Source organism: Metamycoplasma canadense (assembly GCF_000828855.1).
Taxonomy (GTDB): Bacteria; Bacillota_I; Bacilli_A; order Mycoplasmatales; family Metamycoplasmataceae; genus Metamycoplasma; species Metamycoplasma canadense.
In genome coordinates this window covers 54,031-79,175 of the sequence record NZ_AP014631.1, presented here as the reverse complement: position 1 = coordinate 79,175, position 25,145 = coordinate 54,031, and the positions used below count along the sequence as shown (strand labels likewise).

The following is a 25,145-nucleotide window of genomic DNA, read 5'->3' as shown; positions in this document are numbered from 1 at the left end:
TATATTTTTATCCATTAAATTTATTTTTAAAATGAAAAAAACTTACTCATTCGGTGTTTTTCATTTTAGTTTATTGCGACTGTTTTTTGTAATTTTAAGTTTGATTATTTTAGGAGTAGCAATTTATTATACAAAATATAAGCCCGAGGATTATACTGCTTCTAATGCTTTTATAAATATTTTTAAAAAATGGTATCAAGATTTTAAAGGCAACGGGGACGTTTGATTACCTTATAAATGACAACCTGGCATAATTTTTAGTTTTATATATTTTTTAATATCATTTATCGGTGGAAAAATAGGTATTGTTTTATCATTTTTATTTGCTATTATTCTTTTTATTATTTCATTAGTTTTTTTCTTTATAAGTGATACGAAAATTCAAAGAATATTTAAATATAAAAAGAAAAAAAATAATTTATTGCAAGCTAAGAATAAAAATATAAATATTAATTTGGATAAAAAAGATATTTTTGAATATGATAAAACTTCAAAAGAAACAATAAATATTGACTCTTCGCTTTCCTATGAAACAAAAGAAATATATCTTAATAATTTTAAGGATGAAGAAGAACTAAAAAAAGAAGAATCAAAAGAAATTTTAATTTTACCAGATGAACCTGATTTCTCAACTCAAGAAATTGAAAATGCTTATTTAGAACAAAATCAAGATTTTGAAATTGAAAATAATGATTTAAAAGATAATAATGAAACTAATATTGAATTTAATAACGAATTTATAGAATCAAAAGAAAATTTAAATAATGAAAAAGAAATTTATTCTTATAATAGTGTTTACAATTTATTAAAAGAAGAAAACAAAATTTCTTTAGATAATGAAAATTTAAATAAAAAAAATGATAAGAAAGATAATTCTGATTCTTCAAAGTTTTCATTGATTGACGATAAGGAAGATTTATTTTAAACAAATTTATATATTATTAATAAATGACAAGATAACAACTTGTCTTTTTTAATTTAGATAAATAAATAACTTATATTAAGTTACAAGAACTTTTATTTAACTAGAATTAAATTCCTTTTAAAAATAAGTTGAAAAGTTTAAATAAATAAATTTTTATAAATATCTATTATATAGCTCGTAAATAAGCAAATTATTATTGCAAATATTTGGTATAATTAGTTAATAATAATTGCAAAGCAATTATATATTAAAAACTAAGGAGAATTATGTCAGATCAAAAGAATTATGTAGCTAGTGATATTCAGGTTCTAGAAGGCCTTGAGCCGGTTAGAGTAAGACCAGGTATGTATATTGGATCGACCGGATATAAAGGTCTTCATCACCTTATATGAGAAATATTAGATAACTCTGTTGATGAAGCTATGGCAGGATTTGCAACTCAAATTAATGTTACTTTGCATTCAAATAATTATATTGAAATTGAGGATAATGGTAGAGGTATACCTGTTGATATTCACCCATCAACTAATAAATCTACTGTCGAAACTATTTTAACTGTTTTGCATGCTGGTGGTAAGTTTGATTCAAGTAATTACAAGGTAAGTGGTGGTCTACATGGTGTTGGGGCATCTGTTGTTAATGCTCTAAGTGATTCTTTAGAAGTATGGGTAAAAAGAAATGGAAAACTATATTATCAAAAATATATAAATGGTGGAAAACCTATTGATGATTTAAAAATTATTGGTGATGTTCCCTTAAACGAAACTGGAACTAAAATTAAATTTCATCCCGACTATACCATTATGGAAAAAAGACCTTTTGACTTTGGAATAATTACTGATCACATTAGACAAGTTGCTTATTTGAATAAAGGAATTAAATTTAACTTAGTTGATTTAGAAAAAAATAATCAAAAAAATTTCTGCTTTGAAGGTGGAATTATAGATTATGTTAAGGAACTTAGCAAAGGCAAGAAAACTATTATTCCTGATGTAATTTATGCAATTGGTGAGCATACTGACTTTGAAAAACAACTAGGTGAGCAAGATAAAAACAATAATGTTGGAAAAAAAGTTGATATTGCAGTTGAAGTTGCTTTTCAATATAATGAAGAATACACAACTAATGTTGTTTCATATGCTAATAATATTCAAACCACTGAAGGTGGGACACACGAAAATGGCTTCTATGATGCAATTGTTAGAATTTTTAATAATTATGCAAATGACAATAAACTTTTAAAAGCTAACGAAAAAATAACTAAAGATGATTCAAAAGATGGTTTAATAGCTGTTATTTCTATTAAACATAATGATCCTGTTTTTGAAGGACAAACAAAATCTAAATTTGGTTCAAATAACGCTCGTACTGCTACTAATAAGGTTGTATCACAAGTTTTAGAAAGATATTTAGCTGAAAATCCTGAAATAGCAAAAAAAATTATTGCCAAATGTTTGCAAACCCAAAGAGCTAGACTAGCTGCTGATGCTGCTAAAGATGCCTCAAGAAAAAAAGATGGGTTAGAATTTAGTGGATTACCAGGAAAACTAGCTGATTGTTCATCTAAGAATGCTGAATTAAGAGAATTATTTATTGTCGAAGGTAATTCTGCTGGTGGTTCTGCAAAAGGTGGTAGAAATCGAGCTATTCAAGCAATTTTACCATTAAGAGGAAAGGTAATTAATGCAGAAAAAAATGATAAAGTTAAGTTTTTATCAAATCAAGAAATTCAAACAATAATTCACGCCTTAGGAACTGGAATTGGTGAAGATTTCAATATCAATAAATTAAAATATCATAAGATAATAATTATGACTGACGCCGACGTTGATGGTGCTCATATTTCAACACTTCTTTTGACATTTTTCTATCGTTATTTAAAACCTTTGATTGAATACGGTTTTGTTTATATTGCTATGCCGCCATTGTATAAAATTGTTTCTGGTAAAACTGTTGAATATGCTTACAATGATGCTCAAAAAGAAGAAATTTTAGTTAAATTGGAAGATAAGAAAAATATTTCAATTCAACGTTATAAAGGTCTTGGTGAAATGGATGCCGAACAATTATGAGAAACAACAATGAACCCCGAAACAAGAAAAATGCTTCAAGTTCAAATTAATGATATGGCAGTTTGTGATACGGTATTTACAACTTTAATGGGTGAAGAGGTTGAACCTCGTCATGATTTTATTGAAGAAAATGCAAAATATGTTTCAAACATTGATTTTTAATTTTATAGTTAGCTTAAATTAATGAAATTAGTTAAAAATCAAGGTTTTACTAACACAACATATTTTGATGAAGAAAAAAATCAATTTATTAAAGTAAAAAAATATGATTCTTTTAATCACAAAACACCCAATGAATTATTAAATTGTTTTTCATTTGTACCAAAAACTATTTTTGAAAATGAAAAAGAAATTGTAAATGAGTGAATTGAAGGAGAGATATTAAATTGGAAAACAGTAACAAATGACCAATTAAAAGAAATTGGGAAAAAATTAATTACTCTTCATAATTCAAAAATAAAATTTTATAAAGAAAATCAAATAGCAAGAAGATTTAAAGTTTATCGTGAAACAATTTCAAAATTTAAAAGAAAAATTCCTGTTTTAGATAAACACTATAAAAAAATAAATTTATTTTTAAAAAATATTGATTCATCCGCACCTGTTCATAATGATTTATGATTATTTAATTTTATTAATAGTGAAAAAGAAATATTTATAACAGATTGAGAATATGCGACAATGGGGGATATTCATTTTGATTTAGCATATTTTATTGAATCATCAAATTTAAATAAAGAGCAAGAAAAAATATTTCTAGAAGCTTATGGTGATGACTATGAGCCAAAATATTTATTAGCACATAAAATTATTGTTAATGCTTTAATCGTTTTATGAATAAATAAATACGAAATAAAACCTTTTGATGATTTAATGTACATTCAAAGAGTTGATTTATTAGTTGATGAGTATGATAAAAAATATAAGATTTAAATTTAATTAAGAAAAGAAGTTACTATGTATTGAAAAGAAAATAAAATTTATATGACGCCTAATAATAATCGAGTAAAAGAAATTAATTTAATGTATGAGACACTTTTAACTACCTTTGGACAAGAGGTAGTAGATGAAATAACTCATGCTCGTTTTGATTTTAAGGAACTTGAATATACATATTTTATTGCTAAATATAAAGAAATTTGGGTTCAAATTAGAATACCAAAAAGTAAATTTTTTTCAACATTAGGAAATGAATATATAGTAGTTAAAAATTTCAAGGATTATTTATTTGTTAAAGATGGAATTATTATTAAAAAATGATTTCCAGGTGTTAACTTATTTCAAGTTAAAATTGATAATAATCTTATTCAATCTATTTTAAATTGCATTAAAAATTTTCATTCTTTAGATATTAAAATTAAAAAATTTAATTGAAATAAATTTAATATTAATGATAGAAAATATCACGAATTATTGCATAAATATAAGGATGATAATTTAGTTTTAAGCCATAACAATATTCAAAAACACAATATTTTAGTAAATAAGTATGGATTTGTTAAGTTGGTTGATTTTGAAGATGTGTGTTTAAATTCTCCTTATTATGATTTTGTTTTAATATATTTAAATATTGGCATTGACAAAAAAGTAATAATTGATTTTTTTGAATTAGATGAACAAAAATTTGATGATTATTTATATTTAGTGAATGTTTATGGTGAAGCTAAATATAAAAAAACATATTCTAATTTAACTATTAATAAAAATAAAGAATATGAACCATTAAATGTATATAAAAACAAAATGTCACCAAATAATAATAAATTCATAGTTCATAAAAAGCAAAATCAGTTCGATAATCGTTTGGAAATTGATAAAATATCAAGTTTTTATTTTGTGCCAACATGTATTTATGAAGATGGATCAAAAGTAATTTGAAGATGGTTAAATAATAAAGAAAATTTTGTTTTAACAACTCGTTCAGTTAAGATTTTAGCTAAAATAATGAGAACTTACCATGATTCTGAAATAAAATTTCCTGAATTTATTTTGGACAAAAAAGTCATTTGGCATTTAAATAATGTTAATAATCAAGACTTATTTTTAGAAATAGGAAATCAAAAAATAATTAATGAAATTATTAGTTGAATAAAAAATATTAAAATTGATGCAAACTGTCATAATAATTTAAACGTTCAAAATATTTTATGAGGTGATAATCAAAGTATCTTTATTATTGATTGATCAGTTGCATACCGAAGTTCAAGATTTTTAGATATTGCATTAATGTTTGAAAATTTAAATATTTTGCCAAATCAAGAAGAACTTTTTTGAAAAGTTTATGGCAAACAAAAACCAAATGAATTTTATAAGTATAGAGTTATTGTTTTATTTACGCATTATTTATATAACAAGACATTAAATACTGACTATGAAAAAGCGAAATATTTTGCTTCAAGAGTTCGTCAAATACTTGATGAAGAAAAAATAAAATAATTTTTAGGAATGATTATGAAAAATAAAAAAAATAAATTAAATGATTTTAAAAAAGATAATGAAATAAAATCAAAAAAAAATAAGAAAAAAATCATAACTTCAATTTTTATGTTTTCTTCATTAATTGCTTCAATAGTTTCAGTATCTGTTGTTTCAATTATCTATTCTTCAAAGCAAACTAAAAAATTGACTTTTATTTATGACAATGAAAATGATACAAAAACAACAATTGAAGATATTGAAAACAATAAAACTAAATATACATTTCAGTTTCAAAAAACAATTGATGCAAACGAATTGTTTAATCTTGATAGCAGTCTTCAAATTAATAAACAATTATACGATTATGGAATAAAATCAATGCCAACATTTATCTTCTATTCAACAGGTTATAATTTTTATGATTTTTTTAATAAAAATAATGAATATATAAAAAGTGTTGTGCCTAATAAAAATGATCAAAATATTTTTAATATCAATGTTAATGAAAAATTAAATGAATTTAATAAAACTTTGAAGAAAGATAGAGTTAATTTTATTTATTTTTTAAAGCAAATAACAAGCTTAAGATTACCCTTAACATATTTTTTTAAAAACAACAAAAATGAGTGACATTTTTTTGAAAGCAAAAAAGATATAATTGCTTTTGAAATAAAGGATTTGTTTTCTATAATTCATAAAACATTAAATAGTAATAACAGTATTAAAAAAACAGATAATAATGTATTTAGAATCGAATCGCTAGCTAATATTGAAAACGGAATTATCAAAAGTATAAGTTTCAACATATTAATTTCATTTGAAACAACAAAAAAAGATAATTAAATTAATATATAAAATAACGAATATCTTTTAAGTATTGAATATTCGTTATTTTATTAAATTTTTTTAAATATTTATTAATTTTGTTTCTTCAGTTATATTTCTTTTTCAATTTGTTTTTGCTGCTACTGTTTCAAAAATTATTAATCTAATAAAATCTATTGAAAAGAATAAGAAGTAAGCCAGTTCTAAACTCATTGAATAACTGCCAGAATTTCTATAAGGTATTATAATTGCAAATGTTAATACAATCAGTCATATAAATGATAATCAATGTGCAAAAAGCATTGTAAATGAACCGATAAGATTTCTACCGCCTGCAGCAGGTAAGGCAGCGGTCGTATAAAATCAGCATCACATCGGGTTCATGGCTATGAAAGTTAAACAACAAAATAAAAAAGTTTTTATAAAAGTATTTTTTATTTGAATTTTCATTTCATTAATTCATATTTGAACATTTTTATCAGCAAAAAAAGCTTTTAAGTCATTTTCTGATAATTGAACTTTATTGTTCTTAATTTGTTCAAAAATATTTTGTGCATTTTTTATAATTTCTTTGTCTATAAGTTTATTTTCTTTTTGTGATAAAAATATTGATTGGATTAAGTTGGTATCTGAATTTAATAAATATAATTTAATATTTTGCGAAATAGCTTTTTGACTTCCTTTTGATGTACTTGGAGAATATGCGATTGCAAATACAATTCCGAGCATAATTAATGACATCAAAAAACCAAGAGTAGTGTGGAATCCTTTTAAAGAATTTGCATGTTTTTCTGCTTCATTAAAATTACTTCTTCCTAAATTACTTGCAACAAAATAAGAAACATTCGAAGAACATGCTGAGGTGATTGCAGCAGCTATTGATGCTAAACTTTCAACTAAACCTAGAATTGTTACCGCGTTTATGCCCATTCATTTTTCACCAACACCAGAACCATTAATTAGATCATCAGGAAACGCTCTTGATCAAATTATCATTCTTATTGGTATAGTAATCATTGCAATAATAGCAATTAACATTGCTGGAATTCTTTTAAGAATTTGTTTTGCAATAGGTTTTGTAATATAATAAATCTTAAAAATGTTTATAAAAATTGCTCTATCTTTAAAATATGTTAATAAAGAATCCGATGTTAAACAAACAATTGCACTTGCTATCGAACCAAAAGCAGCATAATATGCATCTAATTTAAAACCGTATAAAAGAATTGCATTAATTGAGGCATTAGATATTAGAGTTAAACAAGCCGAAACGAAAGCTAAATTTGAATGTCCAGTCTCGTTAAGTTGCATATTTGTATTAAAGTTAAAAGATGTAATTATTCAAGAAATGCAAATAAGCATTAAATACATTCTTGCCTCATTAAGAGCCGAATTATTAATTTGTTTACCACCTATTAAATGAATTAACATATCCGATTTACTTCAACAAATTATTGAAACTAAAATTGTTGTAAAAAGATATATTCAAATTCTTAAATTCATTATTTGTTTTACTTTATTGTAATCTTTTTTACCATAATACTGCCCAACAAACATTGCAGCTATTCCTTGAATTGCAAAAAAGAATGTATAAATTATTCCTGTATAGGTGTTAGCATAAGTTAAAGCATCGATGCCAGACGGAATATGACTAACCATAAAATTATCAAGAAAACCATTTAAACAAAATAAAATTTCACCAATAATAATTGGTCACGTTTTTAAAAAATAATTTTTTCAATCGATTTTTGAATTTGGTAAAAATTTTTTAAAATAATTTTTTTTAGATTTAATTAGTATTTTTTGATTCACATATTTCTCCTACAATTCTAAATTGTTCAAATTTTTTCTTTAATTTCTTTAATTGTTAAATTTTCATCAAAATTAATATTTTTAATTAATTTCATAAATTCTTTTTTGTATAAATATTTTTTTATTAAAGAATTAGTATTTTCTTCATCAGAAGCTAAAAAAATCATTTTATTAACATCATCCATTGAATAGCGTCGGATTTCTTTTATAACTTGATTTTTATTTAATTTTAAAAAGAATTTTTTTCTTTTATCATTAGCTCTTAAATTTGTTGAAGCATTTACAAAAAGTCAAAAACCAACAAAAGCTGCTATTGCTCCGTTTCTTTCTGCGGTTCTTTTTTTAAGCATATATATATCTGAATCATTAATTGCTTTTTTTATATTTGAAAAATATTCCTCTTTAAATTTAGGTCCAGTTAGCTTTGATAGTGATAAAACTGGGCAACTAGGGTCTAATAAAGGTTTAATTAAATTTTTAGGAAATAATTTATTTAGAATTTGTTTTTCTAATGTTGGATTATGACCAATGAATGTTACTTGTTCAATTTTAAGTTTTGAATTAATTTCATAAAGGTGTTTAATTATTTTTTGTTTAATTGTTGATCAAATATTTTTTATTGAATTAGTTTTAACAAAATCAATAATAAAAGTTCTTGTTTCAAATTTATTATTTTGATTTAAAGCAGCAACAGTATATGCAAACGGTGTATTGCTTGGGATTGATAAAATACGAGCAAAAGGATCTGAAATTGCTTCAAAATCTATATAAACATAATTTTTATTCATACTTAGTAAAATTATAGCACTTTGAGAATATAAACAAGCATGATAAATCTTAAGCTTTTTATATTAATTATTTTTTAAAATAATTATCAAGATTAATACTTAATTTAAAGCATGTTTTTATATTATAATATTTGTGTTATGGAATTAAAAAACTATATTAGAACTGTTGAAGATTTTCCTGAAAAAGGTGTCAAGTTTAAAGATATTTCGCTACTTTTAGCTAACGGAGAAGCATTAAATTATACAATTAACAAAATGTCTGAATTGGCAAATGATGCCGATATTATTGTTGGTCCTGATGCGCGTGGATTCTTGTTTGGTACACCTGTAGCAGCAAAATTGTCTAAGCCTTTTATAATGGTAAGAAAAAAAGGTAAATTGCCTGGTGAAGTAATAAGCTGTGCCTATGGTTTAGAATACGGTAGATCAATATTAGAAATCCAGAAAGGTTTAGTTAAAAAAGGTCAAAAAGCAGTTATTATTGATGATGTTTTAGCAACCGGCGGGACACTAGAAGCAATAATTAAATTATTAAAAGATCAAGGAGTTGAAATTTTAAAAATTATTGTTCTAATGGAATTAGAAGGTTTTAATGCAAGAAATAGACTAAAATGTGATATTGAAAGTTTAATTTTCGTTGAAAATAATAATGAGTAATAAGTTCAAATGAACTTATTTTTTATTATATTACGGAGTATAATTAAACATATATTTTTAATTTTATTATTCAAGGAGAGATTTATTTATGAGTATAAAAAAATATCAAAAATACGAAGATATTGAATTGAAATATCGCTTTGATTTAGAAGATATTTTAAAAGATCAAAGTTTTGAGGAATTACAAGATCAATATTTTTCTTTATTTAAAAAACAAATTGAAATTAAGGATTCAAAATATCAAAATTTTGAAAATTTTATTTCTTCTTTAGAAATTGAGAAACAAATGATGGTTTTAAGTAACAAAATTGAAAATTATTTATCTAATAAACTTAATACTAACGTTGTAAATCCAAAAATAAATAAATTAATTGATGAGTTTGATGCTAAAAAAGCAGAATTTGCAAAAGAATTTGGGTCTGAGCTTAATCGTGTAGCTGCAAATAAAGAAAAAATTAAAGAATGAATTAAAAAAGATGAACTAAAAGAAATCAAAAAAGATCTTGTATCGACATTAGAAAGTTTAGAACATAAATTAGATGATAAAGTGGAACTTTTTTTATCTTTAACTTCACACGGAAATCCAAATGTTGAAGAAATTTTCGGAATTTTAACAGATAGTGAAATTACATACGGTTTTGCAAGAGATAAATGAGGAAGAAAATACGAAATTACTGAAGGTTCAAGACCGCTTTTATTAAAAAATAAAGATGAAAGGGTTAGAAAGGAAACTTATATAAATTATGCTAATGGTTTTTTGAAACATAAACAAAGTTTGGCAAGAATGTTATATCAACATATTAAAGAAATTTCAGTAAATGCATTGCACCGTAAATTTAAGTCATCTTTAGATTCAATATTATCATCTGATCATGTTGATAAAAAACTTTTAGATATTATTTATAAAAATGTATTGAAAAATATTGATATTTTTAGGAAATATCGAGAGGCACATGCAAATTTTTTCGAAATTAAATTTAATAAAAAAATGGAACCTTGAGATACATCTTTGGACTTAGTAAATGTTAAAAATAAATATAGTGTTGAAGAAGGTCAGAGAATTTTAAAAGAAATTGTTTCAATAATGCCTTACGAATATTCGGAGGTTGTGAATAAAGCTATTGAAGAAAGATGAATTGATTATATGAATGTTCCATCAAAAAGATCTGGTGCTTATTCAATAGGTAGTTCATATGGGATTGATAAAATTTATATTTTAATGAATTGAGACAATACTTTAAGCTCAGTTAATACTTTATGTCATGAGATGGGTCATTCAATGCATTCCTATTTTTCAAATAAAAATCAAAGTATTTTTAGAAGTCAATATCCAATTTTCTTAGCTGAAATTGCTTCAATTTTTAATGAGCTTTTATTAAATGATTATTTAATATCTAAGGCTAAAACTAATGAGGAAAAATTTTATTTACTTAACCACAGCATAAATGACTTTATAGGCACTGTTTTAAGACAAACTCATTGATCAAATTTTGAATATGAGTTATATAATAGAATTGATAAAAATGAACCCTTAAGTTCATACGAATCAATTGAAGAATTGTATGTTGAAATAACTAAAAAATATAATATTAGTAAAAAAGAACCTCAAATTGGTGACATTATTAATGTTTATTCAGTTATAGTACCACATTTTTACTATTATTTTTATGTTTATAAATATGCTTTAGGTTATATAGTAGCTAATGTCTTTTTCCAACAATATAAAGAAAATGGTATTGAAGCATTAAAAAAATATGTTGATAAGTTTTTATCGGCAGGTGATAAAGATTGACCAGCAAATATTTTAAAAGAAGCGGGTGTTGATATTTATTCAGAGGAAATTTATACAAAGGCATTTAGTATTTTAGAAAGTAAAATTAATGATTATATAGAATTAGGTAAAAAAATATTTAAAAAATAAATATAATAAAACGTTTTTTTGGTTTAAAAGAACGTTTTATTTTTTTAATAGTAAATTATCAAAATGGTAAAATTTTAATACAAAAAACTTTGTATATATTTTTTTTAATTTAAGGAAGTAAAAAAATGAAAAAATTAAATAAATTTTTATTAGCTTTTGGTTCATTGTCTTCATTAGCGACTTTGCCAATAATTTCTGTATCTTGTGGAAACGACTCTCAATCAGAAATAATAGTTACTCCAAAAAATCCAAAAAATATTGATAATACTCAAAATAGCCAAAATAAAACTGAAATAGAAAGTACTAAAAAAGAATACGATGAAGTTGTAAAAAGAGTTTTAGCTTTTATTGATTCATTAACTGACCAAATGTATTCAGAAATAAAGAACCAATTAACTCAAAAATACGAAAGCATTGATAATAAAATTCCATCAAGTAATTATAAAATTGAAGATTTTTTAAATGGTAAAACTAAATTAGAAGAAGCTGAAAGAGAAGCATTACAGGCTAAACAAGCTAAAGATAAAGAAAAAAATAACCAACAAACCTCTCCTGCTACTACTTCAAAACCAGAACAACCAGAGAGCAAACCGGCTGAAACACCACAAGACGAATCATCAACAACGCCAAAACCTAAAGTTTCGAAAGATGGGGGAAATAGTGATGAAGCCCAATCTTCTGCTCAATCTAATTCTCACGCTAAAGAATCAAATATTTCAGATCAAGGACAAGAGGAATTAACTGAAGAACAAAAAGAAATTGTAAAAATGGTTGAAAATAAAACTATTTTTACAGGTACTCTAACAGAAGAAACTAAGAAAAAAATTCAAGAATTATCGAAAAAAAATAAGGATAACGGGTTCGGATATATTAAAACATTTGATTTTAGTCAAAAAAAAGTTTTAGATATTCCTGAATTTGGTGAAAAGCAAGCTAATGCCAATAATAAACTTGAAGGTATAACATTTAATAGTAAATTTGTAAAATTATTGAATAATAAAAAAATAGTATATGCATATAAATTTGGAAAAAGAAAAGCTTTAAATTTTAAGAAAAAAGAAGATGGAAAAATAGTTATCCCTTTTAAATTCGATGGTAAAACAAAAATATATGAAATTGAACTATTTTAATTATTAATTTATTTAATTTAAAAAATAAAACCACTTAGTTTTAAAAGATTAAGTGGTTTTAAATTATTTATTTTTATCATCAACATCAACAATAGTAAATCTTAATGGAGAACCACCAAAATTTTCATCAAATAACAGTTTTTCAGTTCTGCGATCTTTAAAATTTGAATAAAGTTGTAATGTTGCAACATAATCTGATAAATTAAATTTTTTAAGCATATCTGGATTTTGAAATAAATCAGGATAAATATAAGAATATGTAAAAATTGAAACTTTAGATTCAGCTTTTGATTCTTCAATTTCAGTCTCTCGTTCACCTTTTAAATGTTTAGTTATTGAAATTTGAAGAATAATCCCTTGTTTAGTCAATAAAAAAACATCATATTCTTTAATTTTTTCTTTTTCTTTAAAGTTTAAATACACAACATGTTGTATTACTTCATTAGTTTTAGGACGATTAAAGGAACCTAGATCTAAAGTGTTTTTTTGAACATCTAAACTTAAAGTTTGTAATTCGGCTTGAAATTGATCAAATGTATTATAAAAAGCAAAAGTAAATCTATCTAAATTAAATAAAAATCATAATCAATTTTGTTTAAATAAAATTGATAATTCTTTAGAAAATTCGGATAAAGCAATAACTTTCTTGTCCGAATCATCTTCAGAACGATTAATAGATGTAACATTATTTGCATAGAGTAGAAATTCTTTAACTTTAGTTAAATAACTAGAATTAATCTTTTTTTGATTTTCAATATACTCTTGTCTTTTTTGATCATTTTTACCAAATGCTAAATTTAAAAGAGTATTAACATATTCATATTTTAAGAAAACATCTCATTTTTTTTCTAGTTCATCATTTTTAGTTATCTCAAAAATTTTGGATTTATTAATACTTTTTTCATTTTTTTGACACGAAACAAGAGTAATAAATGGAGTTATAGTTAGTAATAATGAAGATGTAAAAAATAATTTTTTATTTATTTTCATTATTTTCTCCTTCAATTTCTTTTACTAAAAGAAGTCCTAAAGCAGGATGACCAAAATTTTTAAAAATATCTTTTTCAAAAGTATTATAACCTGCTTGAAATCCGTGAATTATTGCATTATGAACTGTGTCAGAAATTAACTTGATTACAATTTTGTTATTTCTTGCTTTCGGGAATAAAATAATCTTATCAAAAAATAAACTCTTATTGCCTTCTTTGTTTTTTGATATTAAAATTCTAATAATCATTTTATCTTTTTTAAGGTAGAAAACATCATTAGGCGACTCTGCTGATTCATCGCCTTCTTTTAATTCGTCTCAATAATTTGTATAAAAGAAATAATCATCAGCATTGCTTAGTTCACTTAGTTTATTTAAAAATTCGTCGCTATGTTTGGCATTTTCAGTAGGTTCAAATTTTCATCATTCTAAATGTTGTCAATTAAATTTTTCAATATTTTTCAACATAAATAATCAATTTTTAGAATAAAAATTTTTTATATCGTTTATAAATTTTTTTGACAACTCAAAATCTAATTTATTATTTTTATAATCTTCACTTATTTTTTTTATTTCTTCAAATAATTTTTTTTCATCTTGTTGATTTTTTAGAAATTTTGCTTTTTCAACTTCATTATTTCTAAATTGTTTTTTTAAAAGAAATTCAATATAATTAGCTGTTTTGGTTTCTTTAGGATCATAAGTACTTGGAATAAATTTAAAACCACCTGGTATTTCTGCTTCTAATACATTCTGATTACTTTCAATACATGAAACTAAAGAAATAGTTAATAAAGGAGTTATTATAGGACTACTTAATAGAATAAATTTATTAATTTTCTTCATTTATAAACCTCATACTAAATCTATATATTTTTAATCCATTTTCACTTTCATTATTAATTTCATTTAACGAATCTACAAAATCATCATTATATTTATAAATCCCTTGAAATTCCATATATTGTTTATCATTTTTTTGTTTTAAAAATTTATTTTCATCAAATTCTTTTCCTTCGTCTTCAGCTTCTCATTTTGCATCTTCTTTATCATTTTCATAACGTTTTTCAAAATATTTCTTTCTTTTTTGAAAAATTCTGTCTTCTAGATCAATTAGCATTTCTTTTATATTATTATAATTTTTAAACACTAATAAATCAGGTAAAATTTGGAAATAAATTTTATGATTTTCAATGTATTTTCATATTTTAAGAGCTTTATTATTATCGAATATTAAATATCAACTTTCTTTATTATTATAATCATTAACAGACTGGATTTTTTTGATATCAGGTATTGGTATTTTAATTAAATTAGTTGGTTCTGGATTTTTAATAATATTAATTAATGAACCAAACTGATTTCTAACTTCATTAAACTGTTCTTTTTCTTTTGGAAAGGTTTTGTATCTATCTCCATAAGGATTAAAAATGAATTTAAATTTAGTTATATTATTTAATGTTCAATATCAATCTTTTGATAATGTTTTTTGAATAATTTCTTTTGATGTTTGAGCTAAGAAACTATTTTCGCCATGATCGTGAACACTTTTTTGAATAAAAATAGGATCAAAAACAAAAGCATATTTTAGTTCATTATATTTTGCAAAAGAGATATTCTCTTGTTCAGAAATATAAATACCTTTTATATGGTTATCATTTTGAGAAAAAATATTTAGCATATCCTTAATGAATTGATTTTGGTATAACTTAGTTTTAGTTTGTTCTTTTTTTTCAAAATCTATTGAAGGTATTTTAGTATTTTCTTGTTTTATGCAACTAATAGCAGATAATGGTAATAATGCAATTGGTAAATTAGCTAGAAATAACTTTTTCATAAAATAATTTTTCAAGAGGTTCTTTTTTAATTCCTGAATAAAGAATATTACCATTATGAATTAATGTAACTGAATTAACATATTTATCAATTTCAGCTAAAACGTGTGAAGAAATCAAAATTGTAATTTTATTATCTTTATTAAGCTTTTTGAGTAAAGAAAATAATTCAAATCGTGCTGTTGGATCTAAATTAGCAGCAGGTTCATCTAAAATTAAGAGTTTAGGATTGTGCAATAAAGCTTGAATTAATAAAATTTTCTTTTTTTGTCCAGATGAGAATGTATAGGGTTTTTCATATAGCAAATTTTCAATATTGAAAAGTTTTAAAAATTCTTTAATTTTAGCTATTGCCTCTTTTTTTGAAATATTCGATAAAATTGAAAGATTATATAAATAATCAAAGCTTGTTAATTCTTTTGGAAAAATAGCAGCCTCAGGAACATACCCAATAATTGATCTTGCTTCATCCTTTTTAATATCAATACCATTGATTAAAACTTGCCCTTCATAATTAGCATAAGCTCCAATTATAGTTTTAATGGTTGTAGTTTTCCCCGCACCATTTTCACCGATAAATGCATGAAAACTTCTGTTTTTAATATTAAAACTAATATTTTTAATTCCTCGATCTGTCTTCGGGAAGATTTTTTTAAGATTTATAATTTCTAATATGTTACTCATAATTATTTATAATCCTTTCTTCTATATAAGCCAAAAACAGATGCAAATAAAACTAAAATAATAATTGCTCAAAGAATAAAATAAATATTTTTATTAACGATTTGTTTTTCTCTATTTATTCCATATAAATGGTTACTTGATTGAAATAAATAATTAGTATTGCTTGGGGTTAATTCATATCTTATTAGAACTTTTTCTTCATTGTTTTCTTTTTTTATTAATAATTTCTTTTCAAAACTGCTAAATCCACCAATTTGATATTTGAAATTTGAAATATTTAAAATAATTTGATAATTACCATATTCATTAGTTTTTTAGGATTTTTAATTAAGGCCTCAAAAACTGGTGTATCTTGATAATTAAAGTAAATGTAATTTAAAATTGCAACTGCAAAATATATTTTTCTTTCAATTTCTGATTGTAATTTCTTTTCTTGAATTGAATGCTCATTGAATAATATTAAATTAGCATTTGAATATTTATTTATTGGGCTTTCAATATCATTAACAAAAAAAGAAACTTTTTTTAATAATTTCTTATTAATATCAATTAAGTTATTATTATTTTTAATTTCAGAAATAAATTCTGATACAAAATTTTTAGAAATTTCATTAAATTTTTTGTCTTTTAAAACTTGATAAACATATTCTCACTTTAATTTTCCAACCAAATTATTTTGAGCTGAAAATTGAGAATCATCTTCAGGGAAAGAAGTATTGATATTTGAGGAATCTTCTCTTGCATAAATTATGTCAGTATCAATTGTATTTGAAATTACTGAATTTGATTTTAATAAACCAGGAACTATATATTTTTTTTCTATTGTATTATTTTCAAAATTCAAAACTGGATATTTTTTTTGATCAATATCTTTATCTAACTTATATTTAAACGAAATATTATCAAAATTATTGTAATAAACATATTTATCTAAATTTGAAAAACTACTTTTTGAAATACTTTGAAACACATTTTTATTTTCTTTATTAAAAATATCAAGCAATTGATATGGTAATGAAAGTCATGAATAAATTTGTCATTCTTTTGATGATTTATTTGCAATATTCATAACTTCTTGCAAATAAGCTATTTGTTGATTACTAAAACTTTTATTTTTTGAACCATTAGGAATAATAAGAAGTTCATCTTTTTGATTATTTATAAAATAAGGTTCAACGTTAGCTTCATTGCCAGAAAAATGGTATGGATATTTTTTATTTATAAAATAAGCTGCATTATTCATATTAGAAGTTGCGTTTGAAGAAAGTAATGACCCCCCTAATGCTAATGGTATAAAAAATACCAAAGGTATAGTAATTGCAATTTTTTGATTTAATTTATATCCTATTAAAGCAGTTATTAATCCAATTAATAAATAAGTAGCCAAAGAAACTATTAAAAATAAAATAGCGTAAATAAACAAGTCCTTTACTAAATAGACTCCATATAAAGAAATAAGTGCAGAAATAAATACGACTCCTGATCATAATAAACCAAAATAAACTAATGAAATTAATTTACCTAAAACTAATTTATTCCTTGAAATTGGTTTAGCTAAACTTATTAATTCTATTCCTTCTTGCTCAAAATCTTTAAAAATATTTAATGCCTTAATTGAGGCAAATAAAATCGTTGCAATAATAACTGCAAATGTATATAAATAAGAAGCTAAACTTAAATATTTATTGCTAATACCGAATTTAAAAACAAATCCAATTATTAATGAAAAACACAAAACTAAGATTGGCATAATAATTGAACTTTTTTTCTTTAAAAGAATATTAAAAGCAAATTGCGAGTATTTAAATGCTGTTGTTTTCACTATAAATTCCTTTCTTAATAATAAAAAATTATAGCATTTTTATTAAAAATTACATTTTTTTTATTATTATAATTTTATTTTTAATGCATTTTTTATTTTAAAAAAAATAAATAAACTAGCAATTTTGCTAGTTTAAATTATTAATTAATTTGTTTCAGTATCCTTGTTTTGATTTGGTTCAGTTTCTGGAGCTTGTTGATTTTGCTGTTGTTGCATAAATTGCATAGCTTGAGCTAATTTTTGTTCAAATTCATTCAATTTCTTTTCTAATGCATCGAAATCTTTGTCGTTTAATAATTTTTGGATTTCATCTTTTTCTTTTTTAATTTCTGAAATTTGAGATTCATTTAATTTTTTAGCTTCTTCTGATTCTGCTGCTTTATCAATTTGGTGAATCATTTGTTCTGCTCTAACTGTTAATTCAACTTCACGACGTTTTTTACTATCAGCTTCTCTATTTAATTCAGCTTCTTGAACCATTTTTTCAACATCTTCTTTTGAAAGAGAAGATGTATTTTGGATTGTTATACTTTGTTCTTGATTAGTTTTCTTATCTTTTGCTGTTACTTTTGTAATACCATTAACATCAATTGAGAAACTAACTTCAATTTGTGGAACACCTCTTGGTGCTGGAGCAATACCACTTAAATCAAATCTACCTAGGAATTTATTGTCTTGAGCCATTTGTCTTTCACCTTGAGTTACAACAATTGAAACTGATGTTTGATTATCTGATGCTGTTGAAAAAATTTGGCTTTTTGTAACTGGAATTGTTGTATTTCTTGGAATTAAAGGAGCAACAATGTCACCTTCAACAACAATACCAAGTGTTAATGGAGTAACATCAAGCAATAAAACATCCTGAATATCCCCTGCTAAAATAGCTCCTTGAATAGCTGCACCAACACTAACAACTTCGTCTGGATTAATAGAATTATTTGGTTTTTTACCTGTAATTTCTGAAACTAATTTTTGAACAGCTGGCATTCTTGTTGAACCACCAACTAATAAAACTTCAGTAATATCGCTTCAATTTAATTTTGCTTGTGATAATGCGTCAAGTAATGGTTTTTTAGTTTTTTCTAATAAATCTGAGCTCATTGCCTCAAATTCTGATCTCTTTAATTCTAACTCAACATTAATAGGTCCATTTTGATTCATAGCTAAAAATGGTAAAGAAATATTTGCTACTAATGATTCTGATAAAGAAATTTTAGCTCTTTCGGCTTCTTCTTTTAATCTTGCCATTGCCATTTTATCATTTTCAGCATTAAATCCATATTTTGAATTTATTTCTTTAATTAATCATTTAACTATTTTATTATCTCAATCATCTCCACCTAAATGGTTGTCCCCAGAAGTTGAAAGTACTTCAAAAGTACCATTTTCCATTTCTAAAATAGAAACATCAAATGTACCTCCACCTAAATCAAATACTAGAATTTTATGATTTTCATCTTTTGATTTATCTAAACCAAAAGCTAATGCAGCAGCTGTAGGTTCATTAATAATTCTTACTACTTCTAAGCCTGCAATAGTACCAGCATTTTTAGTTGCTTCTCTCTGTGCGTTGTCAAAATAAGCAGGAACTGTTATAACGGCTTTTTTAATAGGAGATCCTATTTTCTTTTGAGCATAATCTTTCATATATGAAAGAATTAATGCACTAATTTCTTCTGGTTTATAATCTTTTTGATTTGCTTTAACTGTTTTTGAACTACCCATTAGTCTTTTTATAGATGAAATACTATCCGGATTTGTTTCAAGTTGTCTTTTTGCACTTTCGCCAATAATTGTTTCATTATTTTTAAATGCAACAACGGATGGCGTCGTTCTTTTTCCATTAGGATTTTCTAAAACTTTAGGAGAACCATTTTCTATAATTGAAACAACTGAGTTTGTTGTTCCTAGGTCTATTCCTAATATTATTTCTTTTGTCATATTAAATACTCCTTGTATTAAATTAAATTAACGTTATTAAATCATTTTTTAAATAATTTACAAAACTATTATACCAAAATTTTAGCACTTAACAAAAAAGAGTGCCAATTTTTTATAAATAAATAATTTTTAACAAAATGTCGAATTTAAAATTATATTTTTAGTAATGTTATAATTAATATTAATAAATAAGATTTAAATATTCGGTGAAAATATGATGATAGATAATAAGGAAATTAATAAATATAAGTGAATCCATTTTTTGAATTTATTTTTATCAATAGCTAAGTTTTTTATTTTTATTGCATTAATTGTTTTTGTTGGTAAATTTTATTACGAACTTAATGTTGATTTAGGTGAAATTTTTCTGAAATTTTTACATCATAGAGTAATTACTTTATTATTAGTTGCTTTTTTATTAAATTGAGTTTTATTAATATTGTTTATTATTATAGGTATTGTAAAAAATAAAAAAATTGGATTAGTTGTAAGGAATGCGAATATTTTTTATATTTTAGGAATTATAATTTCTATTTTTAGTTTTGTAGCATCGATTATGTGTTTAACTTCTAAAAAAACATATCAGAATAAATAATAATGCTAATATTTAATTTAAAATTTTAATAAAAATAAAGACATCTAGAAAGGTGCCTTTATTTTTTTCCTCATTTTTCATATATTTTTATTTGCTCTTGATCAAAAACATGGCCCCTTACATTACTTTCAAAGTTTGCAGATCTATTTACAATATATGCTAACGCTTCATCTAAATTTTGAAAACTTAAATTTCTTACTTTTTCAATCCCTTCTCAATGACGACCTTGACTTATTTTGTCAGAAACATATAAAATTTTATCTAGGATATTTAAATCTCAATCTAATGAGGTGTGTTTTTTAATTGCATTTAAAACTTCTTGGTTTTGATACTTATAAATATCTTTTAATCAAAAATAAGCAGTGGTTTGATGCAATTTATAAGCAGGTAGATTTTCTTTATTGAATCCATATTTTTCTAAAAATAAGTAACTTTCTTCATTTGTTCAAAGTTTTGTTATATCATGTGCCATTCCGGCTTGGTAAGCAAATTTAATTTTATAATTATTTTGTTTAGCTAATTTAGTCGCAAATTCAGCAGTTCATTTAAGGTGAAAGAATCTAAATTGTCTTTCTTTATCTTTTGGATCAAAAATGATATTTTTAGCAATTTGTTCAAAATATAAAAAATTTTCCCCTATATAGTTTTGAACTTCTTTTTCAACCAAATTAAAATTACCTTTTTTATACAACGTTGATGAATGTTTTAAGATAGGATTTTTTAAAATTTTTACATTAAATTTTTTTAGATTTATTTTTGAAAATTTGTTACCTCTATTAAATGAGCAAATTTTAACTTTACTTGCTATCTCATCAATATTTTTTCATTTGTTTAAAGTAGGAATATTATCACTACCAATTAATAAAAATATTTCATCATTAGGGAATTTTTTTTTGAAATAATTTACAGTGTCAATAGTATAAGAATTTCCTTTTCTATTTGTTTCAAATTCAGATAAAAACATTTTATCTTTTAAAACTAAATTTATCATATTAATACGGTGATTATTTTCAATATAGTCATTGGATTTTTTAAAAGGATTTTTATTTGCTGGTACAAAAAATAATTTATCTAAATTAAGATTATTGATTGCAAATTCAGCTAACTCAATATGTCCTTTATGAATTGGATTAAAGCTTCCTCCATAAATACCTATTTTCATTATTCCTCCAAATTTATTTTTTTATTTGTTGATTTTGAATTTTTTCTTAAAAATTTAATATTTTCTTCATCTAATCCTATTTCTTTACTATATTGTAACAAAGTTTTTAATGAGTTCTTACCTTCATGGAAATTTAATTGATTTATTATTTTGCTTACTTTATTTATATTATTTTTTTCAAATAAGTTAAGTGAGTGATAATTATTAAACATTGTTCTTAAAGATGATAAACTTGCTCCAAGACCTCTTATTAATTCTTCATTTCACATTTTATTAAATAGAATTAAAATATTTTTTCATAAATCATCAAAATTATTAGTTCATTTTGAAAGTGTTTTACTTTTTTGTGTTCAAATTTTATTTCTGTGGCGAATTGCAAGAGCTATTTTTTTAGATTCTAAATTTAGATTTTTAGCTCTTTGGCATATATTTTTTACTATTTCTTTTAATTCATTTATTAGAAAAATTTTATTATCAGAATCATTGATCATAAATGTTTTAGAATTGCTTATACTCTTAGTTTCTTTAGGTAAGACGTGTTGCTTATTTAAGTTTTCTCCGATTAAATCTTGTTTGAATAAAAAATAATTTTTCCCGAATATTTTTTGTAATAAAATGTTATTTTCACATTTTACTAAATCTTCATAAGTATTAATTCCATTTTCCTTAAGTTTAGGAACACTAGCTTTTCCGATACCAAAAATTTTTTTAATTGGTAAATCATAAAAATTTTTTTTAATATCTTCTTTGTTTGTTTGAATAATTCCAAAAGGTTTTGCTTTATTAGTTGACATTTTTGCTAAAAATTTTGTAAATGAAATTCCAATTGAGCAAGGTATTTTGAAAATTTCCAAAATGTTTTTTTGAATTTCTTTAGCTAAATTAATAGGGGAATTATATTTTTTTGCTTCTTCAGTCACATCAATATAGCATTCATCTATTGAATAAATTTCAATGTTTTTTGAAAAATAATTTTCAATATATTTGAATATTTTTGTTGACATTAATGAGTAAAGCTGGTAGTGTGGTTCAATTATAATTAGATCTTTTATTTTATTTTTAACTTTATAAAAAGGATCACCAGTTTTAAATCCTTTTTCTTTAACTTCATATGACATAGCAGAAATAATAGCTCTTTTTAAATTTGAAGCTATTACTATTGGTTTATTTTTTAATGCTTGATTTTTAGCTCTTTCACAACTAACAAAAAAACAATCCATATCAATATGAAATATAATTCTAGCCATTTAATCCTTTTTTATATGCACGGTATATTATTGAAGCACATTCTAATCTATTTAAGTGAACTTTAATATTTTCAAAAACTTCTAGTTTTCCTAAATTAACACAAGTTTCCAAATTTTCTTTTTGATTTATCAATTTAAAGTAATTTTCAATAATTAAATTAATTTGGTCTTTAGTTTTGTTTAATGTTTCTTCAATCATTATTTCAATACTGGAAATAAAAATTGCACAGCCTGTAGCATAATATTTAGCATCAATTAATCTATCATTTTCAAATTTTAAATATAATTCTATTTCATCAACACAAACTGTTGAATGTTCTGAAATGCCAATATTTTTTTTAATATCTAATTTATATTTGGGATTAGAATATGCATTAAATATAATTTGTTGTTTTTCTTGATTATTAAAAGATTTCAATAAAATTACCTCCATTTTTAAGTGTTTCAACTAGGACATCAATATCATTTTTATTGTTATATAAAGCAAGTGAAATTCTTACATATGAATTTGATAAATTATTTACTTCTTTAAATTTATAAGCACAAAAAGCACCTGCTCTAACATAAATATTTCTATTTCCTAAATATGAAGCAACATCTTGAGATGAAACAGAATTAATATTAAATAAAATAATAGTATCTCCCCTTTTTGAATCAATAGTTATATTTTTTATTTTTAATAATTCATCATAAGCATAATTGGCAATTTCAGTTTCATATTTCTGAATTTTTTTTATATTAAATGAGTTTAAGAAATTTAAAGCTTCCCCCATTTGCAAAATTCCTGCAAAGTTTAAAGTACCTGGCTCTCATTTGCTTATTGAATTTCTCATATTTCAGCTACATGTTTGATATATATCCTGAACCTGTCCTCCTCCTCATTTTATAGGAGATAGTTTGCTTAAAATATCTTCTTTAACAATTAATGCTCCAGAACCAGTTGGCCCGTATATTTTGTTGCTCGAAAAAACTAAGACATCGCAATAGTTAAAGTCTACTTTCGTATGCGCAATTGCTTGAGCAGCATCATTTATTAGAATGGTATTATATTTTTTACATTTCTTGTATATTTTTTTTAGATCGAACTTAATTTGAAAATTATTTGTTGTTTGGGGAATAATCAAAATTTTTGTATTTTTATTTATTGATTTTAAAATACTATTTTCATCTTCGCAATATTTAAAAACAATATTTTTATTTTTAAAATTTTCAATAAAAGGAACTATTGCAGAAGAATGGTTAAAGTAACTAAAAATAATTTCACCATTATTTGTAATTCTTGATAACATTGAAGCAATTTGATTTAATCCATCAGTTGTACCTTGGGTAAAAATAACCTCATTTTCATTACTTTGAACAAAATTAGCTATTTTTTGTCTTACATTTCTTAAATCATTTGCAATTTTAATACCAATTTTTGAATCAGCAGTTCTTGTTGAAATAGAAAATTTTTCATAAAATTCTACACCTTTTTTAATTACTGATTTAGGCTTAAAAGTTAATGCAGCGTTATCTAAATAAATAATATCTAGATTGTTTTTAAACATTGGGAAAATTTTTTTTCTTTTGTTATCTTTCATTTTTTCTCATTTCTTTTTTTTCAAAAAACGATAAATATTCTATATTTTTTGATTTATCGCCTAATATTGGGCTTTTTATTATTTGTTTAATCAAATAAAAATTATTATCATTTGCAAACCTAATAATTTTATTTTTTATATATTCATGATGTTCTTCTTTAACATATCCACCAGGTTCAACAAATTTACTGCTAGCTTCAAATTGCGGTTTTATAAGGGCCATTATTTTAACGCCATTTTCAAATGATCTATTGCATATTTCAAAAACATTTTTTAAGCTAATAAAAGAAACATCACAAGTAATAAGGTCTATCTTTTCTTTGAACATTTCGCTAGTAATATTTTTTAAATTAGTTTTTTCATAAACAAAAACATTTTTATTTTGTCTTAAAGAAAAATCTAGTTGATTTGTGCCAGAATCTAAGGCATAAACTTTTTTTGCTTTATATTCTAATAAAACTTGTACAAATCCCCCGGTAGAAGATCCGATATCTAAACAAATTTTGTCTTCAGGTTGAATATTAAATTCTTCAATAGCTTTTTTTAGCTTATAAGCACCACGAGAAACGTATTTATTTTTTTTATCATTTATTTCAATTTTGCAATCTTCTTTAAATTTAAAAGAAGATAAAAAAATTTTTTCATTATTTACAAAAATTTTCCCTTGCATCGCAAGAGAATCGATAGTTTTATCGTCTAAGTTGTATTTTTGTTTTATTAGTTCTTTTAAGGTTTTTTTCATA

General features: G+C 23.4%; 22 protein-coding genes. 9 read left to right on the top strand and 13 right to left on the bottom strand.

Going from position 1 to position 25,145, the window contains the following annotated elements:
* Window positions 1-31: 31 nt before the first annotated feature.
* The 5 genes from MCAN360_RS04985 to MCAN360_RS00325 all read left to right on the top strand — a co-directional run bounded on the left by MCAN360_RS04985 (window position 32) and on the right by MCAN360_RS00325 (window position 6,258).
* The gene (locus MCAN360_RS04985) at window positions 32-925 is read left to right on the top strand and encodes a hypothetical protein (protein WP_231852594.1); all 894 of its coding nucleotides are present in this window, start codon (window positions 32-34) and stop codon (window positions 923-925) included.
* 266 nt (window positions 926-1,191) lie between these two features.
* On the top strand, window positions 1,192-3,159 hold the full coding sequence (locus MCAN360_RS00340; protein WP_045433237.1) for a DNA topoisomerase subunit B: 1,968 nt from the start codon (window positions 1,192-1,194) through the stop codon (window positions 3,157-3,159).
* A gap of 18 nt (window positions 3,160-3,177) precedes the next feature.
* Window positions 3,178-3,930 (top strand): phosphotransferase family protein, encoded by a 753-nt coding sequence (locus MCAN360_RS04980; protein ID WP_045433235.1) that lies wholly within the window; start codon window positions 3,178-3,180, stop codon window positions 3,928-3,930.
* 24 nt (window positions 3,931-3,954) lie between these two features.
* Window positions 3,955-5,433, top strand: a complete 1,479-nt coding sequence (locus tag MCAN360_RS00330) for a hypothetical protein (RefSeq protein ID WP_045433231.1) — start codon at window positions 3,955-3,957, stop codon at window positions 5,431-5,433.
* A 15-nt stretch (window positions 5,434-5,448) separates the two neighbouring features.
* The gene (locus MCAN360_RS00325; protein ID WP_045433229.1) at window positions 5,449-6,258 is read left to right on the top strand and encodes a hypothetical protein; all 810 of its coding nucleotides are present in this window, start codon (window positions 5,449-5,451) and stop codon (window positions 6,256-6,258) included.
* A 63-nt stretch (window positions 6,259-6,321) separates the two neighbouring features.
* Here the strand turns inward: MCAN360_RS00325 and MCAN360_RS00320 are convergent, their stop codons facing one another.
* Together MCAN360_RS00320 and MCAN360_RS04975 are read right to left on the bottom strand one after the other, a co-directional pair.
* Window positions 6,322-8,052, bottom strand: coding sequence for an MATE family efflux transporter (locus tag MCAN360_RS00320; RefSeq protein WP_045433227.1), 1,731 nt, complete (start codon window positions 8,050-8,052; stop codon window positions 6,322-6,324).
* A 17-nt stretch (window positions 8,053-8,069) separates the two neighbouring features.
* Window positions 8,070-8,840, bottom strand: a complete 771-nt coding sequence (locus tag MCAN360_RS04975; protein WP_045433224.1) for a hypothetical protein — start codon at window positions 8,838-8,840, stop codon at window positions 8,070-8,072.
* Between the two features lie 138 nt (window positions 8,841-8,978).
* On the opposite strand from MCAN360_RS04975, the gene MCAN360_RS00310 reads away from it, so the two are divergent.
* From MCAN360_RS00310 to MCAN360_RS00300, 3 genes are all read left to right on the top strand, one after another.
* The gene (locus MCAN360_RS00310; protein ID WP_045433217.1) at window positions 8,979-9,497 is read left to right on the top strand and encodes an adenine phosphoribosyltransferase; all 519 of its coding nucleotides are present in this window, start codon (window positions 8,979-8,981) and stop codon (window positions 9,495-9,497) included.
* An 88-nt stretch (window positions 9,498-9,585) separates the two neighbouring features.
* Window positions 9,586-11,418 carry an oligoendopeptidase F gene (gene pepF / locus MCAN360_RS00305; RefSeq protein WP_045433214.1) on the top strand — a complete coding sequence of 611 codons (1,833 nt, stop codon included), beginning with the start codon at window positions 9,586-9,588 and terminating at the stop codon, window positions 11,416-11,418.
* Window positions 11,419-11,543: 125 nt separating this feature from the next.
* On the top strand, window positions 11,544-12,548 hold the full coding sequence (locus MCAN360_RS00300) for a variable surface lipoprotein (protein WP_045433211.1): 1,005 nt from the start codon (window positions 11,544-11,546) through the stop codon (window positions 12,546-12,548).
* 63 nt (window positions 12,549-12,611) lie between these two features.
* On the opposite strand, the gene MCAN360_RS00295 is transcribed toward MCAN360_RS00300, so the two are convergent.
* The 6 genes from MCAN360_RS00295 to dnaK all read right to left on the bottom strand — a co-directional run bounded on the left by MCAN360_RS00295 (window position 12,612) and on the right by dnaK (window position 19,818).
* The gene (locus tag MCAN360_RS00295; protein WP_045433208.1) at window positions 12,612-13,538 is read right to left on the bottom strand and encodes an aromatic motif membrane protein; all 927 of its coding nucleotides are present in this window, start codon (window positions 13,536-13,538) and stop codon (window positions 12,612-12,614) included.
* Complete coding sequence (locus MCAN360_RS00290) at window positions 13,525-14,382, bottom strand: aromatic motif membrane protein (protein ID WP_045433206.1); 858 nt, start codon at window positions 14,380-14,382, stop codon at window positions 13,525-13,527. The genes MCAN360_RS00295 and MCAN360_RS00290 overlap by 14 nt, the downstream gene beginning before the upstream one ends.
* Window positions 14,369-15,373 carry an aromatic motif membrane protein gene (locus tag MCAN360_RS04970; RefSeq protein WP_045434347.1) on the bottom strand — a complete coding sequence of 335 codons (1,005 nt, stop codon included), beginning with the start codon at window positions 15,371-15,373 and terminating at the stop codon, window positions 14,369-14,371. The genes MCAN360_RS00290 and MCAN360_RS04970 overlap by 14 nt, the downstream gene beginning before the upstream one ends.
* Window positions 15,351-16,055, bottom strand: coding sequence for an ABC transporter ATP-binding protein (locus MCAN360_RS00280; RefSeq protein WP_045433203.1), 705 nt, complete (start codon window positions 16,053-16,055; stop codon window positions 15,351-15,353). Before MCAN360_RS00280 ends, MCAN360_RS04970 begins: the two co-directional genes overlap by 23 nt.
* A 277-nt stretch (window positions 16,056-16,332) precedes the next feature.
* On the bottom strand, window positions 16,333-17,877 hold the full coding sequence (locus tag MCAN360_RS04965) for an ABC transporter permease (protein ID WP_245391249.1): 1,545 nt from the start codon (window positions 17,875-17,877) through the stop codon (window positions 16,333-16,335).
* Between the two features lie 144 nt (window positions 17,878-18,021).
* Window positions 18,022-19,818 carry a molecular chaperone DnaK gene (gene dnaK, locus MCAN360_RS00270; RefSeq protein WP_045433200.1) on the bottom strand — a complete coding sequence of 599 codons (1,797 nt, stop codon included), beginning with the start codon at window positions 19,816-19,818 and terminating at the stop codon, window positions 18,022-18,024.
* 214 nt (window positions 19,819-20,032) lie between these two features.
* Here dnaK and MCAN360_RS04960 point away from each other — a divergent pair, with 214 nt between their 5' ends.
* Window positions 20,033-20,413: a hypothetical protein gene (locus MCAN360_RS04960; RefSeq protein ID WP_148310073.1), complete on the top strand. Its 381-nt coding sequence runs from the start codon at window positions 20,033-20,035 to the stop codon at window positions 20,411-20,413.
* Window positions 20,414-20,471: 58 nt separating this feature from the next.
* Here MCAN360_RS04960 and MCAN360_RS00260 read toward each other — a convergent pair whose 3' ends face one another.
* Genes MCAN360_RS00260 through MCAN360_RS00240 form a run of 5 tightly spaced genes read right to left on the bottom strand, consistent with a single transcriptional unit; the run spans window position 20,472 to window position 25,144 of the window.
* Complete coding sequence (locus tag MCAN360_RS00260) at window positions 20,472-21,575, bottom strand: nicotinate-nucleotide adenylyltransferase (RefSeq protein ID WP_045433196.1); 1,104 nt, start codon at window positions 21,573-21,575, stop codon at window positions 20,472-20,474.
* On the bottom strand, window positions 21,575-22,822 hold the full coding sequence (locus MCAN360_RS04955; protein ID WP_045433195.1) for a Y-family DNA polymerase: 1,248 nt from the start codon (window positions 22,820-22,822) through the stop codon (window positions 21,575-21,577). Before MCAN360_RS04955 ends, MCAN360_RS00260 begins: the two co-directional genes overlap by 1 nt.
* Window positions 22,815-23,240, bottom strand: a complete 426-nt coding sequence (locus MCAN360_RS00250) for an iron-sulfur cluster assembly scaffold protein (RefSeq protein WP_231852593.1) — start codon at window positions 23,238-23,240, stop codon at window positions 22,815-22,817. Before MCAN360_RS00250 ends, MCAN360_RS04955 begins: the two co-directional genes overlap by 8 nt.
* Window positions 23,227-24,402, bottom strand: a complete 1,176-nt coding sequence (locus tag MCAN360_RS00245) for an aminotransferase class V-fold PLP-dependent enzyme (protein ID WP_045433189.1) — start codon at window positions 24,400-24,402, stop codon at window positions 23,227-23,229. Before MCAN360_RS00245 ends, MCAN360_RS00250 begins: the two co-directional genes overlap by 14 nt.
* Window positions 24,392-25,144, bottom strand: coding sequence for a TlyA family RNA methyltransferase (locus MCAN360_RS00240; RefSeq protein WP_045433186.1), 753 nt, complete (start codon window positions 25,142-25,144; stop codon window positions 24,392-24,394). Before MCAN360_RS00240 ends, MCAN360_RS00245 begins: the two co-directional genes overlap by 11 nt.
* Between the last annotated feature and the right edge of the window lies 1 nt (window position 25,145).